This is a genomic window from Ureibacillus xyleni, assembly GCF_900217795.1.
Lineage (GTDB): Bacteria > Bacillota > Bacilli > Bacillales_A > Planococcaceae > Ureibacillus > Ureibacillus xyleni.
In genome coordinates, this window is record NZ_OBMQ01000007.1 from 114,749 (window position 1) to 129,381 (window position 14,633).

Below are 14,633 nucleotides of genomic sequence, written 5' to 3' on the forward strand. Positions count from 1 at the left end.
AAATAGATAAAGGGGATGAAAATGTTGGAATTACGTCAATTAAGGTACTTTGTAGAGGTAGCAGAACGCGAACATATTTCTGAAGCAGCCGAACATCTTCATGTTGCCCAATCAGCAGTTAGTCGACAAATTGCAAACCTTGAGGAAGAGCTTGGTACACCACTTTTCGAAAGGATAGGACGCAATGTAAAATTGACACCTATAGGGAAGTTATTTTTAGAACATTGTGTTTCCGCATTGAAGGCAATCGATTTTGCAGCCAAACAAGTGGAAGAATATTTAGATCCAGCAAGAGGGACAATTAAGGTTGGATTCCCTACAAGCCTTGCAAGTTATGTACTCCCAACTGTTATTTCAGCCTTTAAAAAAGAATATCCAGACGTCTCATTTCATTTACGTCAAGGCTCCTATAGATATTTGATTGATGCTGTAAAAAATCGTGATCTAAATTTAGCATTTTTAGGACCTGTCCCTCAAAAGGATGAAAGCATCAATACAATGATCCTTTTTAGCGAAAAAGTTCATGCATTACTTCCTGCGAATCATCCTTTAACAGAGAAAGATAAATTGAATTTAGCCGATTTACGAAAGGAAAATTTCGTATTATTTCCGGAAGGTTATATTTTAAATAAAGTGGCAGTGGATGCATGTAAATCTGCAGGCTTTGTCCCAAATGTTACATCAGAAGGGGAAGATATGGATGCATTGAAAGGACTAGTTGCAGCAGGAATTGGGGTTACCTTACTTCCTGAAAGTTCTTTATATGATATAACTCCACGTCTTACAGTGAAAATGAAAATCGAAACTCCTTCAATAACACGTACTGTTGGAGTTATTTACCCTACAAATCGAGAATTAGGACCTTCTGAGAAAGTATTTTTAAATTTCATTAGCACATTCTTCTCTAGATTAAATCAATTTAATGGCTACTCGGACTAATCTAATCCGGGTAGTTTTTTAATGCGAGGAGATAAATAATAGAAACTTTCGTACTAATAATATAAAATTTTGATGCTTTAATAGAAAAATCTGCGAGGTAATAGAAAATCCCACATTAATAGAAAATTTTATACTAATAATAGAAAAATTAACTAAGATAATAGAAAATTTTCATGCATTTATAGAAAAAATCAGTGTGTTAATAGAACATCCCACATCAGTAGACAAAATCTTTGAGTAATAGAATTTATAAACAACAAAAAACCTTCAGGAACAACTCCCAAAGGTTTTTACTGTCAATTATTCATTTACAGGTACTACAGCGCCGCCCCACTCTTCAAGAATGAAGTTTTGGATTTCATCAGTGTGTAATACTTCAATAAGACGTTTGATAGCTTCATTATCTTTATCTTCAGCACGAACTGCGATTACGTTTACGTATGGAGATTCAGATCCTTCGATAGCAATTGAATCTTCCACTGGGTTAATGCCTGCATCGATTGCGAAGTTAGAGTTGATAACTACTGCATCTCCTTCGCCTTCTTCATAATACGTTACTAACATTTCTGGAGCAGAACTTGCATCAATTTCTAAGTTTTTAGGATTTTCAATGATATCATCTACAGTTGCAGCTGTTTTATCAATACCGTCTTTTAATTTAATTAATCCTTGAGTTTCTAATAATGATAAAATACGCCCTTGGTCAGATACAGAGTTTGAAATGATAATTGTTGCGCCATCTGGAAGCTCATCTAAAGATTTATACTTCTGAGAATAAATACCGATTGGCTCGATATGGATTCCACCAGCATTTACAAAGTCATAACCTTTTTGTGCAATTTCAGTTTCTAAGTACGGAATGTGTTGGAAATAGTTTGCATCTAATTCACCAGATTCTAAATCTTGGTTAGGCATTACATAATCTTGGTATGGTTCGATTACTAATTCGATACCTTCTTCAGCTAAAATAGGTTTTGCTTGTTCTAAAATAATGTCATGTAAACCGTTAGAAGCCCCTACAGTTAACGTAACTGTTTCTGAATTTGTTGGTGTTTCTTCTGTACCTTCATCTGTTGCTTTGCTGTTTGTAGCAGCATCATCTTCTTTAGTGCCACAAGCTGCTAAAGCTAGTACGAATACAGCTAATAATAAAAATGATAATAACTTCTTCATTTTTTATATCTCCTTTTATTTTGTTATATGTGAACGGATATTCCGTCTGCACCAAGTTATCGTTTATCTGTTTTTGAAGTAATAAAGTCTCCAATAAATTGGATAACGAACACAACGATTAGAATTACAATTGTAGCCATCAACGTTACATCATCACGGCTACGTTGGAAACCATCAATAAATGCCAAGTTTCCTAATCCACCAGCTCCGATAATACCAGCCATTGCCGTATAACCTACTAATGTAACAGCAGTAACTGTAATACCTGATAATAAAGCAGGCATTGATTCTGGAATAAGTACTTTCCAAATAATCGTGGATGTTTTTGCCCCCATCGACCTGGCCGCTTCAATTACACCTTTATCGATTTCACGTAATGCAATTAAAACCATCCTTGCATAGAATGGAGCAGCACCAATAATTAATGCCGGTAGAGCTGCATTTACTCCACGAATCGTACCTAATAAAAATTTTGTGAATGGAATTAATAAAATAATCAATACAATAAATGGAATTGAACGGAAAATATTTACTAAAGAGCCCGTAATAAAGTTCGCTACCTTGTTTGCCCATATTTGATGAGGACTCGTTAAAAATAATAAAATCCCAATGGCTAAACCTAAAATAAATGTAGCTCCTGTAGAAATGATTGTCATATACAATGTGTCATATGTAGCTTCCCACATTTTGTCCCATTGTACATTCGGAAATAATCCACTAAGCATGATCAATCACCTCCGTTTGTACTTCTTGCTGGTCTAAAAGATGTAACGCTTGGTTAACTTTAACGTCATCCCCATCTATTTGAACAATTAATGTTCCATAGGGGCCACTTGTTGTTTGTGAGATGTTTCCGTGCACAATATTTACTTCAACACCAAAATCTTTAATAAGTCGAGAAATAATCGGTTGTTCTGTTTTATTGCCGATGAACGTTAATTTTACAATCTTCCCTGTAGGATAGTTTGCCAAAATCTGTTCAATTGATTCTTTTGATTCCTTCGTTCCAGAAACTTGCATAACAAAGTTTTTCGTAATATCTGCTTGTGGATTTTGGAATACTTGAAGAACATCGCCTTGTTCAACAACTTGTCCGGCTTCCATCACCGCTACACGATTACAAATTTTGCGAATTACGTGCATTTCATGGGTGATAAGAACAATTGTTAATCCTAGTCGCTTATTAATATCTAGTAATAGTTCTAGGATGGAATCTGTTGTTTCTGGGTCAAGTGCACTTGTCGCTTCATCACATAACAATACTTCTGGATTATTTGCTAATGCACGGGCAATCCCAACACGTTGTTTTTGACCACCGGATAATTGGGAAGGATACGCATTTTCTCTTCCTGATAAGCCAACAAGGTCAATAAGTTCTTTCACACGTTTACTGCGCTCATTTTTTGTAATACCTGCAATTTCTAGTGGGAAGGCAATGTTATCCGCTACTGTTCGAGACCATAGTAAGTTAAAATGTTGAAATATCATACTAATCTTCTGGCGAGCATTTCGAAGTTCATTTCCGGATATAGAGGAGATTTGCTTACCATTGACAATTACCGTTCCGTTCGTTGGTTTCTCAAGGCCATTTAATAAGCGAATCATTGTACTTTTTCCGGCACCACTATATCCAATTATTCCGAAAATTTCACCTTTATTAATAGATAAATTTACATTTTTAACAGCAGTGATCTCACCATTTTTTGATTGATATATTTTCGAAATGTCTTTTAATTCGATCATGATTGTTCTCCTTTAATTCGCTGCTGTATTTATGTAATTTAGTATATTGTTACCAATAAAACCCCTTCTACATAGACAAGTAGAAGGGGTTTCGCACTATATTTTATGTTTATACGAACCGTTCTCTCATCTTCCAAAGTATCCACTTCGCGTGACTTGGCACCTTTTCACTTTAGTGATGGTTGCCGGGCTTCATAGGGCACTTCCCTCCGCCGCTCTTTATAAGAGGTACGATATTTAATTAATTGAATACTACTTGAGTTACTTTATCATGATAGATTTATAAAGTCAACTAGATTTTCAACTTTTCATATAGAAATGGTACGGATTGGAAAGCGTATATTTTATCTGTAAGTTTTCCATTGTGATGTATGAGTAAACAAGGTACGCTCTCTATTTTATAGTCCATTGCTAACTGTTCAATAAAGTTAATATTTGCTTTACCAATTGGTGTGTCAGGCAATACTTCCTCAACAACTGATAGCATTTTTGAAGCTACTGCGCATGTCCCACACATTGGGGTATATAAATAAAATGCTACAATTTTATTTTCAGATAGTTTTTGCTCCCATTGTTGTATCGTCCATTCTTCCATTAAATCAACCCTATTTCTAAATAATTTGTGTAGTACCCCTTTACAAAATAAAATTGCGACTTTTGCTCATAGTATGGGAAAAGTCGTATGGGAAAAGTCGCACATAAATATTTCGTTATTTTAAGAAGATAGATATTGTTTGTGAACAGAAAAACTTGCCTCATTTAACAACTGTGCCAATACTTTTTTCGGTGCATTCGCAACCTCGATATATGTTCTTGGAATGAAAAGATGAACCGCTTCAGAATAAATTCTCTTCGTAAGCTTTCTCAACTTTTCTCCTGATTTATCTGCATCAAATAAAGTATAAAATCTACATTCTTCAAAAGGCTCAAGTAAGTCTAATAACGCATCCTCACTAATTGTCCCATTTGTACATATAATTTGTACATCTTCTGCAAAAATTGGTTCAATGTTTAATTTATCCGATCGACCCTCAACAATTATACACTTTTCAACAATCATTCGCTCACCCCACGATTTTGTAAGTAAACTTGCTAAAAATGTGTGAAAAATATGCATAACAAATGCAAAAAAAGAAGGTGGTTAAATTATTATATTTTATTGTAAAAAAAACGCCAGTGCTAATCTGGCGTTTTTTAATATATTATATTCCTATTCAGCTTCGATTAATTCCTCATATTGCTCAGCTGTTAGTAAAGATTCTACTTCTGCGATGTCAGTAGGTTCAACAACGATCATCCAAGCTTTTTCATAAGGAGATTCATTTACAAATTCTGGGCTGTCTTCAAGGTCAGCATTAACTTCTACAACTTTACCAGAGATTGGTGCATATAGCTCAGAAACTGTTTTTACAGATTCTACACTACCAAATGGTTCGTTTGTTTGAATTTCGTCGCCTACTTGTGGAAGCTCAACGAATACGATGTCACCTAATTCTGATTGTGCGAAATGTGTAATACCAACACGTACTTTTCCATCTTCTACTTTTACCCACTCATGTTCTTCTGAGTAACGTAATTCTTTTGGTGTGCTCACAAATACCCCTCCAAAACATATGTAATATGATTATAAGTTTGACATATTTCAACAGTAAAAACAAGTTAATAACCGTTTTTTATTTCCACGTCTTTGTGAATTCTTCCTCTTTAAAGCCCAGTGTTATTTTTTCACCATTTGTTACGATTGGACGTTTAATTAACATTCCATCTGAGGCTAGAAGGTCTAACTGTTCTTCTTCTGTCATAGTACTTAATTTATCCTTCAAACCAAGTGTTTTATACTTCATGCCAGAAGTGTTGAAAAATTTCTTCAAAGGAAGACCACTTAGTTCCCAAAATGATTTCAACTGCTCTTTTGTTGGTGTTTGTTCTACTATATTAATAAGGTCGTACTGAATTTGGTGTTCATCTAACCATTTGGCTGCTTTTTTACAAGTTGTGCAGCGAGGATACTGGATTAATTGAATTGTCATCGTAGTGCTCCTTATAGTTTATTATTTATACCTATCTTAACAAATAATGTACTCTTCTGATAATAAAAAGAAGAAGGCAGTTTAGTTAGCGCCTTCTTCTTCATTGATTATACTACATATTTTTCAGCGTCAATTAGCTTTTGTGCAGCCTCACGCTTTTTCAAAATTAAATTATATGGGTTGTGACGTGTAAGTTTGCGAAGAGCAGATAAAGTCATTCTTCCTGCATCACCTTCTACTGAAGCAATAATTGTTTCTTTTGCTTCTTTTTCAATTTCTGCGAAGGCTTCTTGACAAAAGATTTCTGTGTAAAGGATTTTTTGTTTTGATTTTTCTACACCATCACGTTCGATTGCTTTTGCCGTACGAAGCACTGCTGATTCCATTGCATATAGTTGATTTGCAATATTTGCAATGTTAACAAGAACTTCTTGCTCCGTTTCTAGCTTTGTACCAAATCTTTGTGCTGCTACTCCCGCTGCTAAAATGCCAATTTTCTTTGCATTTTTCATTAAATACTTTTCTTGCGCTAATGGCTCATCACCAATTTCTTCTGGCATTAGCATTAACAATTCTTCTTGTAGTTGTTGTGCAGCTTGAAGAAGTGGTAATTCACCTTTTAATGCTTTCTTCATAAATGTACCAGGCACAAGTAAACGGTTAATTTCATTTGTTCCTTCAAAGATACGGTTAATACGAGAGTCACGGTAAATGCGTTCTACTTCATATTCAGCCATGAAACCATAGCCACCGTGTAACTGTACTGCTTCATCTGCAATAAAGTCTAATGTTTCAGAACCGAACACTTTGGCAATGGAACATTCAATCGCATATTCAGCAATCGCTGCGGCAACTGCTCTTCCATCCTTTTGTTCCTCGTCTGTTAATTGACTTAAGCGATCTTCAAAATATCCGACAGTACGATAGTTTAATGATTCAGAAGCATATAGTTGAGATGCCATCGTTGCTAGTTTTTCTTTTGTTAAATTAAAACTAGATAATGGTGTTTTAAATTGTTGGCGTTGATTTGTATAGGCAGCAGCTAGCTCGAATGCACGTTTACTAGCTCCCACTGTTCCAACGCCTAATTTATAACGACCAATGTTTAAGATGTTGAAGGCGATAACATGACCACGGCCAATTTCACCTAATAAGTTTTCTACTGGTACTTCTGCATCTTGTAAAATTAATGTACGAGTTGAAGAAGATTTGATCCCCATTTTCTTTTCTTCCGCACCAACTGAAACACCTGGGAAAGTACGTTCAACGATAAATGCAGAGAACTTGTCACCATCGATTTTCGCATAAACAACAAATACATCAGCAAAGCCAGCATTCGTAATCCATTGTTTTTCACCATTTAAAATATAATGTGTTCCTGCATCGTTTAGTTTTGCAACTGTTTTTGCACCTAACGCATCCGAGCCAGAACCTGGTTCAGTTAACGCATATGCTGCTAATAACTCACCTGAAGCAAGTTTCGGTAAGTATTTTGATTTTTGCTCATGATTACCGAATAACACGATTGGTAAAGATCCGATACCAACATGAGCTCCATGTGTTATAGAAAATCCACCTGCTGGAGACATTTTTTCTCCAATTAATGCAGAAGAAATTTTATCTAAACCAAGACCTTCATATTCTTCTGGAATATCAGCAGCAAGAAGTCCAAGTTCACCAGCCTTTTTTAATAGGCGTACGGAATGTTCAAATTCATGGTTTTCTAGGTTCTCAACTACCGGTTTCACTTCAGTTTCTACATACTCTGCAGTAGTTTGAGCAATCATTTTTTGCTCATCTGTAAAATCTTCTGGTGTAAATACGCGATTAACGTCCACATCTTCAACTAAGAAACTTCCGCCTTTAATAATGTTCGTTGTTTGAACCATAATAATTCCTCCCTATTTTTAAGATCACTATGACAATCCGCCAATATTTGTCGAATATCCGCCAAATTGAACCATTTATCCGCCATTACAAGGTTTATAGCAACTCAAATACGCCTGCTGCACCCATTCCGCCGCCGATACACATTGTCACTACTCCATATTTTTTACCTTGGCGTTTTAATTCGTGTATCAGTTTTAATGTAAGCATTGTACCTGTTGCGCCAAGTGGGTGACCAAACGCAATAGCTCCACCGTTTACATTTACTTTTTCCATATCAATTCCTAAATGACGAACGACTTGCAGCGACTGTGATGCGAAGGCTTCATTTAGTTCCCACAAGTCAATGTCACCTTGAGATAATCCAGCAATTTTTAAAGCTTTTGGTATTGCTTCAATCGGACCAATCCCCATTACTTCAGGCGGTACTCCTCCAACAGCAAAACCTAAAAATTTAGCCATTGGTGTTAATCCTTGAGCTTCTGCTTCTTCACGATCCATCACTAGCACAGCTGCTGCGCCATCTGATGTTTGCGAAGAGTTTCCTGCTGTTACGGACCCCTTTATGTTAAACGCTGGCCGAAGTTTTGCTAATATTTCCATTGTTGTTTCCGGACGAACACCTTCATCTGTATCAAAAATAAATGTCTTCTTTTGAAGTTTGTTATTTTCATCTACATAATGGTTTACAACTTCAATTGGGACAATTTCATCTTTAAACTTACCTTCTTGAATGGCTTTTGCTGCTAATTGGTGTGAACGAACAGCAAAGGCATCTTGATCTTCCCTTGATACTTCATAACGTCTCGCTACCTCTTCTGCTGTATGTCCCATGCTCATGTAATATTGCGGTGCTTCTTCTGCTAGTTTCGGGTTTAAACGTACAGTATTACCAGGCATTGGAACTAAACTCATTGATTCAACGCCACCTGCAATTATTGCTTTTGAATGCCCTAGCATGATACGTTCTGCTGCATAAGCAATTGATTGCAAGCCGGAAGAACAATAGCGATTAATGGTAATGGCTGGTGTTGAATCTGGTAAACCTGCCAATGCACCAATATTTCGAGCAACGTTTAATCCTTGTTCAGCTTCTGGCAATGCACATCCCATAATTAAATCATCAATAGGTCCAACATAACCTGCTCTATTTAATGTCTCTTTCACGACAATTCCACCAAGATCATCTGGTCGTACCGTTGCAAGAGACCCCTTTACTGCCTTCCCAATTGGTGTTCTTGCACCTGCCACTATTACGGCTTCACGCATATATCGTATCCCCCTTCTTAAAAAGCTGTACTAGATCATTGTTTAATTTCGTAATGGCTTCCCTTTTATCAGCATGTGTTGCATTCTAGCTTGAGATTTTGGATCCGCAACAAGCTGGATAAATGCTTCTCGTTCAAGATTTAGTAAATAATCTTCCGTCACTTCTGTCCCATAAGGTACTAAACCGCCCGCAAGAACAAAGGCAAGCTTTTTCGCAATCTTTAAATCATGTTCACTAATATATCCTGATTGGTACATTCCTTGAGCACCTAACAGTAAAGTTGCATATCCAGGTGCGCCTACCACTTTAATTTTCTTTGGTACTGGCGGTTTATAACCTGCTTCATAAAGTGCCAATGCTGCTTGTTTCGCATCATAAATTAGGTGGTCAGGATTTACTGAAATACCATCAACAAAATTTAAGAAGTTATTTTCCCGAGCTTCTTCAGCCGAAGTAGATACTTTCGCCATGGCAATTGTTTCAAATACTTTGTTAGCAATTGCTTGATAATCTACATCTACACCTTTTGGCAATCCTTTGATGAATTTTTCGTAAAGGCCAAGATTTCCGCCACCGCCTGGAATTAAACCAACACCTACTTCTACTAGTCCCATATAAGTTTCACTAGACGCTTGAATATGAGCAGCTGGTAAACAAACTTCTGCTCCTCCCCCTAGTGCCATACCAAATGGAGCTGCCACTACAGGTTTTTTACTATATTTAATACGACGCATTGCTTTCTGGAAGGCACGAATCGTGAAATCTAACTCGAAAATGTTATCGTCCTGGGCCTCCATTAGAATCATTCCAAGGTTTGCACCAACGCAGAAGTTTTTCCCTCGGTTTCCAATAACGAGCCCTTTATAATTTGCTTCCACTTCATCAATAGCGAAATTAACCATTTGAATAATATCTAGACCAATTGCATTAGATTTTGAATGGAACTCAAGTAAGGCAATTCCGTCACCTAAATCTATTAAACTAGCTCCAGAATTCGATTTTATGACGCCATGTTTTTTCTTATAACGTTTTAAGTCGATTTCCTTTTCGTTAACTGGAACTTTTGAGTAGTCTGCGCCATTGAAATAAGCAATTTCCCCATCTACTTCTTTATAGAAAGTTTCATAGTCTTTCTCCAATAAATCTTTTACGAATTGTGGGATTTCTCTACCCTCTGCTTGCATTTTTTCTACAGATTGTTTTACACCAATTGCATCCCACATTTCAAATGGTCCTTGAGTCCAGCCAAAGCCCCATTTCATTGCATTATCAATTTCTACAATGTTATCTGCAATGATACCCGTTAGTTCTGCAGAGTAAATAAGTGTTGGTGCAAAGATATTCCACAATAACTCTCCAGTGCGGTCTTTTGCGTAAACTAATGTTTTTACCTTGTTGGAAAGTCCCTTCGTTTGTTTAGCCATTTCGATAGAAGGTGTTTGCAACTTCTTAACCGGCACATATTCCATTGAAGTTGGGTCAATCTCGTAAATGTCTTTTCCTTTTTTCACAAAGAAACCTTGACCAGATTTTGCCCCAAGACTTCCTGCATCTACCAGTTTTTTCATCAATTCAGGCACTTCAAATACTTTTTGCTCTTCACCTGTTGTTTGGTCGTATACAGTTTTTGCTACATGTAAAAATGTATCTAACCCAACAACATCTAACGTTCTGAATGTTGCTGATTTTGGTCGACCAATTAATGGCCCTGTTACAGAATCCACTTCACCAACAGAATACCCACGATCTAACATTTCTCGAAGTGTAATCAGCAGCCCATAAGTTCCAATTCGGTTTGCTACAAAGTTTGGTGTATCTTTGCCAATTACTACCCCTTTACCTAATACATCTTCCGCAAAAGTTTTCATGAAACCTAGTACTTCCTTGGATGTATACTCTGTTGGAATAATTTCTAGCAATTTTAAGTAACGTGGTGGATTAAAGAAGTGCGTTCCTAAGAAATGCTTTTGGAAATCATCAGAACGACCTTCTATCATTGCATTGACGCTAATTCCTGAAGTGTTAGATGTAACGATAGTGCCCGGTGTACGAACCCCATCAATTCGTTCAAATAACTTTTGCTTTATTTCTAAATTTTCAACAACAACTTCGATGATCCAATCTACATCTTTTAATTTTTCAAAATCATCTTCTAAGTTGCCGACAGTTAATAATGCTAAATTTTCTTTGGAAGTGAGAGGAGCAGGTTTTTGTTTTAGTAGTTTTTGAACAGCAGTCTGTGTAAAACGATTACGAACAGCTGAATGTTCTAAAGTTAACCCATTTGCTTCCTCTTCTTTTGTTAACTGATTTGGAACGATGTCTAAAAGTAATGTAGGAATTCCGATATTCACCAAGTGTGCTGCAATACCTGAACCCATAACCCCTGAGCCAAGCACGGCTGCTTTTTGAATTTTATAAGTCATAAGCATCCCCCTTTATCCATCCTCTTGAATGAATACTCATTCATTTTACGTGTAAAAAAAATAATTCCTAAAAAAACTAAATTGAACTACTTTTCTGTTCTTAGTGTAGTTGATTTTGTCAATTTTAGCAATCTTTTTTATCCCAATTTTCAAAAAAATTAGTAGTTTTATATAGATAGTTTATGAGCAGCCATTCATTTAAGTCAAAATGCTTTTATAAAATTTTTTAAATGTGTACACTATTCTATAAGGAGCGTGATTCAAATGAAAGCAATTACTACACAAGATCAATTTAATGAGGTAATCGGATCAGAACAATCTGTTATCGTAAAATTTTATGCAGGCTGGTGCCCAGATTGTACTCGTATGAACATGTTTATCGATCCAATTATTGAAGAATACAGCCAATATGAATGGTATGAAATTAATCGTGATGATTTCCCAGAGATTGCGGAAAAATATCAAGTAATGGGCATTCCAAGTTTACTAATTTTCAAAAACGGAGAAAAATTAGCTCATCTACATAGTGCTAATGCAAAATCTCCTGAACAAGTTACAGAATTTTTAAATGCTCAAGCTTAAAATTGTAGCTATAAGTAACGCCTAATGTGCTTACTTATAGCTTTTTTATTGGTTGGGATGTCGAACCTGTTTTGATTTCCTGCTGACTTCTGTCTTCATCGGCGGAATGAATCATTTTCTCACGGATTCTTTGCTGATTTCTGTCTTCATCCGCGAGATGAATGCATTTTCTCACGGATATCCCGCTGATTCCTGTCTTCATAGCGGAATTAATATCTTCAAAATGATTCCCACTCATTATATCTTTCATCACGAGATTGTTAGTTTGATGGAATAAGTAAAACCAGCCGCTTTTATTCACTAGGTTATTTTATATTTAAAACTTCATAAAGCTCGTCCAACTTCTTTATTTCATAAGTAGGGATTATTGTCGTGTTATTTTCCTTACCTCTAATATTAATCCAGCAAGTATCAATACCTGCATTATGTCCTCCAGTAATATCCGCGCTTAAACTATCTCCAATGATTAATGTGCTTTTAGTATTTAATTCCTCTATATTAGAAAATACATAGTCAAAAAACTCTTTTCTAGGCTTTTGATGACCAACTTCTTCTGAAATGAACACTTTTTTAAAATAACGTTCTAAGCCAGAATCTTTTAACCGCTTATATTGCGTATTTGATTCGCCGTTTGTTACTACATATAAATCGAATTGTTCATAAATGTCTTGTACTAATTCAAGGGCACCTTCAATTAAATGATGACCTTCTGCAAGAAATGTACGATACCTTTTTTCTAAGGCAACTCCATCTACATTTAAACCATAATGTTCAAATAAAAGAGAAAATCGTGAATTTACTACTTCTTCCCGCTCCATATCTCCCACTTCGAAGGCTTTCCATAAACGGTCATTTAAGTCCTTATAGTAAGCTCTAATTTCGGGTGTAAGTTCAATCTCCTGTTCCGAAAAAAGCTTTTGCAATGCTGCGTCTTCTGTTGCTCCAAAGTCAAGCAATGTATCATCCAAGTCAAATAATAAAGTTTTATATCTTTTCAAAATAATTCCTCCATACAAAAGGATTTCCTAAAAAAATTATACCATTCAATTTGGAAAGTTTGATGTAATTCACATATTATAGAAGAAAGAATGTTAGAGGTGGGAAATGAAGGTTGAACTAAATTTAAAAGGAATGTCTCAGTACAGCGAATCAGTAAATTCACAATATCAAAACTCAGCATGTGGACCAACAACCATTTATGTTATTTTAAATTATTTAATGGAAAATACAAAACATGACGTAAACTCTCTGTATAAGTTTCTCGGAAGTACTCCCATTGGCCTTTTTAAATGGCGGCTAATTAAAAATCTTCAGAAACTACTTGGTCCAGATTGGAATGTAAAAAGTTGTACATTATATGAAGCGTTGAAAGAGATTGATGCAGGAAGACCAGTTGCAATGAAATTTGATGAATATTTTACTTTTCAATGGAAAGAAAAGCATTCCTTCAAATATCATTGGGTGCCTTTAATTGGCTATGAAATGAAAGACAACACGCTTTATTTAATCGTCCATGATAATGGAGGCAAAAATCGAGACAGCCAAATTCGTGTTGTAAAATACGCTGAAAATTACAAAGTCTTAAGTTTCGTAAAAATAGAGCCGAAGTGAATCAAATCACCTCGGCTCTAAAAAATTATACTAATGAATATAATGACCTTGCATGTTTCGCTATCAATTTGAACCCTTTATTTTCAAGGTTTTCAAAGATATCGTTTGCATAGTCGTTTAATTGTAATTCATCTAAAGTCGCATGAATAGGCATTTCTCTATGGATTGTTGCTAATTGCAATGACAATTTCAACATATCAACATTATCACTAATTTTTGAACGCTGACCAGGTTTCAAATCTTCTAAGTTATTTAAAACCCCTTCAATAGAGCCATATTTTTGAATTAATTGTAAGGCAGTTTTTGGACCAATACCTTTTACACCAGGATAGCCATCGCTTGTATCGCCCATAAACGCTTTCACTTCAGCAAACTTCTCCGGTTCGATTGCATATTCCTCTTTAAATCGTTCTTCAGTATAGAAATCGTACTCAGTATACCCTTTTTTTGTAAAGGCGATTTTCGTGGAAGCATTTAATAATTGAAGAAGATCTTTATCCCCACTTATTATTGTAATTTCCGCATCATCTTTCCACTTTTCTACCATTGAACCAATTGTATCGTCGGCTTCCATTCCAACTTCCCCAAAGTTTTGCCAGCCAATCATTTCTGAGACTTCTTTGGCCATATCAAACTGTGGCAACATTTCCTCGGGTGGTGCAGGTCTGTTTGCTTTATATCCATCAAATAATTCATTTCTAAAAGTTTGTGCTCCCATATCCCAACATACCGCTAAATGTGTTGGTTTCATTAAGGATTGGGCTGTTAGTACGTGGCGAGCAAACCCTTGCACTCCATTCGTAGGTGTTCCGTCTGCCATTCTTATAAACTGCCCCATTGCACTCGAAGCAAAAAAAGAACGGAAAAGGAGCGCCATGCCATCGACTACTAAAAGATGTGGTTTATTCGTCATCATAACAATCCTCTCTAATTCTAGTTCTTTTATTATAGCAAATTACACGAAGTTATGAC

General features: G+C 35.9%; 15 protein-coding genes and 1 riboswitch. Of the genes, 3 read left to right on the forward strand and 12 right to left on the reverse strand.

The genetic code is table 11. The features are described from left to right. Positions 1–24 precede the first annotated feature (24 nt). On the forward strand, positions 25–939 hold the full coding sequence (locus CRO00_RS11715; RefSeq protein ID WP_097073943.1) for a glutamate biosynthesis transcriptional regulator GltC: 915 nt from the start codon (positions 25–27) through the stop codon (positions 937–939). A 300-nt stretch (positions 940–1,239) separates the two neighbouring features. Here the strand turns inward: CRO00_RS11715 and CRO00_RS11720 are convergent, their stop codons facing one another. The 10 genes from CRO00_RS11720 to CRO00_RS11765 form a co-directional block, all read right to left on the reverse strand. Then, positions 1,240–2,112, reverse strand: coding sequence for a MetQ/NlpA family ABC transporter substrate-binding protein (locus tag CRO00_RS11720; RefSeq protein ID WP_097073855.1), 873 nt, complete (start codon positions 2,110–2,112; stop codon positions 1,240–1,242). A 56-nt stretch (positions 2,113–2,168) separates the two neighbouring features. Continuing rightward, a complete protein-coding gene (locus CRO00_RS11725) occupies positions 2,169–2,837 on the reverse strand; it encodes a methionine ABC transporter permease (protein ID WP_097073856.1) in 669 nt (222 codons plus the stop codon). Further along, the gene (locus tag CRO00_RS11730; protein ID WP_097073857.1) at positions 2,830–3,855 is read right to left on the reverse strand and encodes a methionine ABC transporter ATP-binding protein; all 1,026 of its coding nucleotides are present in this window, start codon (positions 3,853–3,855) and stop codon (positions 2,830–2,832) included. Before CRO00_RS11730 ends, CRO00_RS11725 begins: the two co-directional genes overlap by 8 nt. A 123-nt stretch (positions 3,856–3,978) precedes the next feature. Beyond that, positions 3,979–4,083: riboswitch (SAM riboswitch) on the reverse strand. Positions 4,084–4,147: 64 nt separating this feature from the next. Then, entirely contained in the window at positions 4,148–4,450 is a 303-nt protein-coding gene (locus CRO00_RS11735; RefSeq protein ID WP_097073858.1) for a thioredoxin family protein, read from the reverse strand. 120 nt (positions 4,451–4,570) lie between these two features. Continuing rightward, the gene (locus CRO00_RS11740; protein WP_097073859.1) at positions 4,571–4,915 is read right to left on the reverse strand and encodes a toprim domain-containing protein; all 345 of its coding nucleotides are present in this window, start codon (positions 4,913–4,915) and stop codon (positions 4,571–4,573) included. A 150-nt stretch (positions 4,916–5,065) separates the two neighbouring features. Next, positions 5,066–5,449: a glycine cleavage system protein GcvH gene (gene gcvH, locus CRO00_RS11745; RefSeq protein ID WP_097073860.1), complete on the reverse strand. Its 384-nt coding sequence runs from the start codon at positions 5,447–5,449 to the stop codon at positions 5,066–5,068. Positions 5,450–5,528: 79 nt separating this feature from the next. Next, entirely contained in the window at positions 5,529–5,885 is a 357-nt protein-coding gene (locus CRO00_RS11750; protein ID WP_097073861.1) for an arsenate reductase family protein, read from the reverse strand. Positions 5,886–5,992: 107 nt separating this feature from the next. Beyond that, positions 5,993–7,774, reverse strand: coding sequence for an acyl-CoA dehydrogenase family protein (locus tag CRO00_RS11755; RefSeq protein ID WP_097073862.1), 1,782 nt, complete (start codon positions 7,772–7,774; stop codon positions 5,993–5,995). 94 nt (positions 7,775–7,868) lie between these two features. After that, entirely contained in the window at positions 7,869–9,041 is a 1,173-nt protein-coding gene (locus tag CRO00_RS11760; protein WP_097073863.1) for an acetyl-CoA C-acetyltransferase, read from the reverse strand. A 42-nt stretch (positions 9,042–9,083) separates the two neighbouring features. After that, positions 9,084–11,468, reverse strand: coding sequence for a 3-hydroxyacyl-CoA dehydrogenase/enoyl-CoA hydratase family protein (locus CRO00_RS11765; RefSeq protein WP_097073864.1), 2,385 nt, complete (start codon positions 11,466–11,468; stop codon positions 9,084–9,086). Between the two features lie 264 nt (positions 11,469–11,732). Between CRO00_RS11765 and CRO00_RS11770 the strand changes: the two genes are divergently transcribed. Continuing rightward, a complete protein-coding gene (locus CRO00_RS11770) occupies positions 11,733–12,050 on the forward strand; it encodes a thioredoxin family protein (RefSeq protein ID WP_097073865.1) in 318 nt (105 codons plus the stop codon). Between the two features lie 305 nt (positions 12,051–12,355). Here CRO00_RS11770 and CRO00_RS11780 read toward each other — a convergent pair whose 3' ends face one another. Next, positions 12,356–13,048, reverse strand: coding sequence for a YjjG family noncanonical pyrimidine nucleotidase (locus CRO00_RS11780; RefSeq protein ID WP_097073867.1), 693 nt, complete (start codon positions 13,046–13,048; stop codon positions 12,356–12,358). A 106-nt stretch (positions 13,049–13,154) separates the two neighbouring features. Between CRO00_RS11780 and CRO00_RS11785 the strand changes: the two genes are divergently transcribed. Further along, the gene (locus CRO00_RS11785) at positions 13,155–13,661 is read left to right on the forward strand and encodes a C39 family peptidase (RefSeq protein ID WP_097073868.1); all 507 of its coding nucleotides are present in this window, start codon (positions 13,155–13,157) and stop codon (positions 13,659–13,661) included. Between the two features lie 25 nt (positions 13,662–13,686). Here CRO00_RS11785 and CRO00_RS11790 read toward each other — a convergent pair whose 3' ends face one another. Beyond that, on the reverse strand, positions 13,687–14,574 hold the full coding sequence (locus tag CRO00_RS11790) for a 5'-3' exonuclease (RefSeq protein ID WP_202615667.1): 888 nt from the start codon (positions 14,572–14,574) through the stop codon (positions 13,687–13,689). Positions 14,575–14,633: the final 59 nt, after the last annotated feature.

What these genes read in the sequence shown, in the direction of transcription:
- CRO00_RS11720 (WP_097073855.1), bottom strand. Translation starts at nt 2,112, where the DNA reads ATGAAGAAGTTATTATCATTTTTATTATTAGCTGTATTCGTACTAGCT.
- CRO00_RS11725 (WP_097073856.1), bottom strand. Translation starts at nt 2,837, where the DNA reads ATGCTTAGTGGATTATTTCCGAATGTACAATGGGACAAAATGTGGGAA.
- CRO00_RS11730 (WP_097073857.1), bottom strand. Translation starts at nt 3,855, where the DNA reads ATGATCGAATTAAAAGACATTTCGAAAATATATCAATCAAAAAATGGT.
- CRO00_RS11735 (WP_097073858.1), bottom strand. Translation starts at nt 4,450, where the DNA reads ATGGAAGAATGGACGATACAACAATGGGAGCAAAAACTATCTGAAAAT.
- CRO00_RS11740 (WP_097073859.1), bottom strand. Translation starts at nt 4,915, where the DNA reads ATGATTGTTGAAAAGTGTATAATTGTTGAGGGTCGATCGGATAAATTA.
- CRO00_RS11750 (WP_097073861.1), bottom strand. Translation starts at nt 5,885, where the DNA reads ATGACAATTCAATTAATCCAGTATCCTCGCTGCACAACTTGTAAAAAA.
- CRO00_RS11755 (WP_097073862.1), bottom strand. Translation starts at nt 7,774, where the DNA reads ATGGTTCAAACAACGAACATTATTAAAGGCGGAAGTTTCTTAGTTGAA.
- CRO00_RS11760 (WP_097073863.1), bottom strand. Translation starts at nt 9,041, where the DNA reads ATGCGTGAAGCCGTAATAGTGGCAGGTGCAAGAACACCAATTGGGAAG.
- CRO00_RS11765 (WP_097073864.1), bottom strand. Translation starts at nt 11,468, where the DNA reads ATGACTTATAAAATTCAAAAAGCAGCCGTGCTTGGCTCAGGGGTTATG.
- CRO00_RS11770 (WP_097073865.1), top strand. Translation starts at nt 11,733, where the DNA reads ATGAAAGCAATTACTACACAAGATCAATTTAATGAGGTAATCGGATCA.
- CRO00_RS11785 (WP_097073868.1), top strand. Translation starts at nt 13,155, where the DNA reads ATGAAGGTTGAACTAAATTTAAAAGGAATGTCTCAGTACAGCGAATCA.
- CRO00_RS11790 (WP_202615667.1), bottom strand. Translation starts at nt 14,574, where the DNA reads ATGACGAATAAACCACATCTTTTAGTAGTCGATGGCATGGCGCTCCTT.